Here is a 2,058-nt window from a genome sequence, read left to right as displayed (position 1 = left end):
GTGCGGGCCGGGCGAGGTGTCGGCATGTGCTCCGGAGGTGCCCTGGGCCGTGGCGCCGGACATCCTGGCGGCGGACGTCCTGAAGGACCCGGTGCCGGACGGGGACGGCGAACGCTGGGCCACCAGCCGACCCGCCACCTCCCGCTGGGTGTGCCACTCGGCGAAGCCGAGTCTGCCGAGCAGCTCCGCCCGCCGCTTCAGCTCGGCGGCCAGGGACTGGGCGAACTCCCGCATGCGCACGGGGTCGTTGGCCACCAGGTGCGTCGTGACGTGCGGCAGGTCGGTGCAGACGCCGAGGCCCGCGCCCTGCCGCTCCGCGCCGCCGCCCGCGCCGCCGCTGTCCCGTCCGTCGACGAGCACGATGCCGAGCCGGTCGGGCCGCTCGGCGGCGGCGAGGGAGGCGGCGAGGGAGCGCAGCAGCTCGGTGCGCCCGCTGCCCGCGGGGCCCTCGGCGAGCAGATGCGGGCCGTCGGCCGCGAGGTCCGCGACGACGGGCCCTCGCGGTCCCGCCCCGAGCACCGCGAGGGCCCGCCCGCCGAGCGCCTCGGGGTCGTCGGCCGCCGCGGCCCAGCGCGCCATCAGTGAGGCGGGGGTGGCCCGGGCGAGGCCCAGCTCGTCCAGGAGCCGGGCGGCCTGGGGCAGCGGCGCGGACACGCGCGCGTGCCCCTCGCTGGGTGTGCCGTCCGAGCGCAGCGGCGCGAGGGCCCGCGCGAACCGCTCGGCCCAGGCGGCCGACACCGCGTCCACGGCGGCGACGGTGCCGTGCCCCGCCGGGCGCCCGCCCGCCGTCCGCATCAGCCGCAGCGCGGTCGCGACATCCCCGCTGAGCAGCGCCACGGCTCCGCACGCGCGAAAGGGCGGCGAGACGGCGCAGGCCGCTTCATAGGTGTCGAGGACCGGTGAGGCGGGTGAGGCGGCCTCGGTCTCCGCGAGGCAGACGACGTGGATTCCGGCGCGCGCGCCCTCCCCGGCGAGCCGGGTGGTGGCCTCCCGCAGACCGGCGGCTCCCGGGTCGCCGTCCACGATGACGACGGTGTGCGCCGCGGGGGCCGCCGCCCGGGCGCCGCCGGGCGCGGCCTCGTCGGCGATGCGGTCGTCGAGGCGGCGGAGCAGCTCGTCCGTGCGGGCGGTGGCCTGGTCGCGGTCGTAGGCCAGGAGGAGGCGGCAGTCCTGGCCGTGGGTGGGCCTGAGGTGCGGGAGCCAGCCGAGCCAGGACCACTCGGCGGTGCGCTGCGCGGTGGTCCGTGTCCGGTCCGTGCTGATCAGCACGGTCTCCAGGGTGTCGGGGGAGTGGAGCGCGGCGAGCTGCGCGATGACCGCTCTGGCCAGGCCGCTCAGCCGCTCGCGGGGCCCGGCGAGGCCGAGCGCGCCCGCCTCGCGCAGGCTGACCGTGACCGGCACGGCGGGCAGCAGCCCCTGGTCGCCGGGGCCCACCCGGTCGACCGTGCCGAGCCGCACCGCGAGGGCCTCGGGGTGGTCGGGGCCGCGCTCCCAGAGGCGGGGTCCCGGGCCGAGCGCCGTGAGCAGCAGGGCCGCCGGATCGGGCCAGGACTCCGGGGTCCGTGCGGCGGCGGCCACGGCGAGCTCCTCCGGGGTGGGCTCGGGGGCGCCGCCGGACACCCCGTCGTCGAAGCCGTCGAAGCCGTCGAAGCCGTTGAAGCCATCGCATCCGTCGAAGCCGTCGGGGCCGTCGTGTTCGTAGATGTCGCGCGCGTCGCCGCGGCCCTGCTCGCCGTCCCTGCCCCCGGTCAGGCGCCGGGCCCAGGCGGAGAGGCCACCGCGTCTGCGCAGGGAGCGGGGCACCGTGGTCCCGCGCGGGGGCGTGCCCGTGCGCGTCCGCTCGGCGCCGGGCGCGCCGCCCTGCGCCGGGACGCTGCCCGCGTCGTGGCCCCCCGCGGCGTACGCCCAAGGACTCCGGCGGTCCGTACGCCCCCCGGTCCGCCGTGGACGGGTAAGTGCCGAGGGGGCCCGGTGCGTCGTGTGCCGACCCCGCCGCGCCGCCGTCGCCCGCGGCGCCCCAGCCCGCCGAGCCGTACGCGTGGTGGCCCGGGTCTCGGG

At 79.6% G+C, this 2,058-nt stretch carries 1 protein-coding gene; it reads right to left on the bottom strand.

Annotated elements, in window-relative coordinates; genetic code table 11:
• Positions 1 to 2,058: FtsK/SpoIIIE domain-containing protein (locus tag AB8Z36_RS39645; protein ID WP_440582127.1), on the bottom strand; the 2,058-nt coding region annotated here is incomplete at both ends.

Origin of the sequence: Streptomyces flavofungini, assembly GCF_041028215.1 — a bacterium.
In the GTDB taxonomy this organism is placed as follows: Bacteria; Actinomycetota; Actinomycetes; order Streptomycetales; family Streptomycetaceae; genus Streptomyces; species Streptomyces flavofungini_B.
This window is presented reverse-complemented; position numbering and strand designations above follow the sequence as displayed.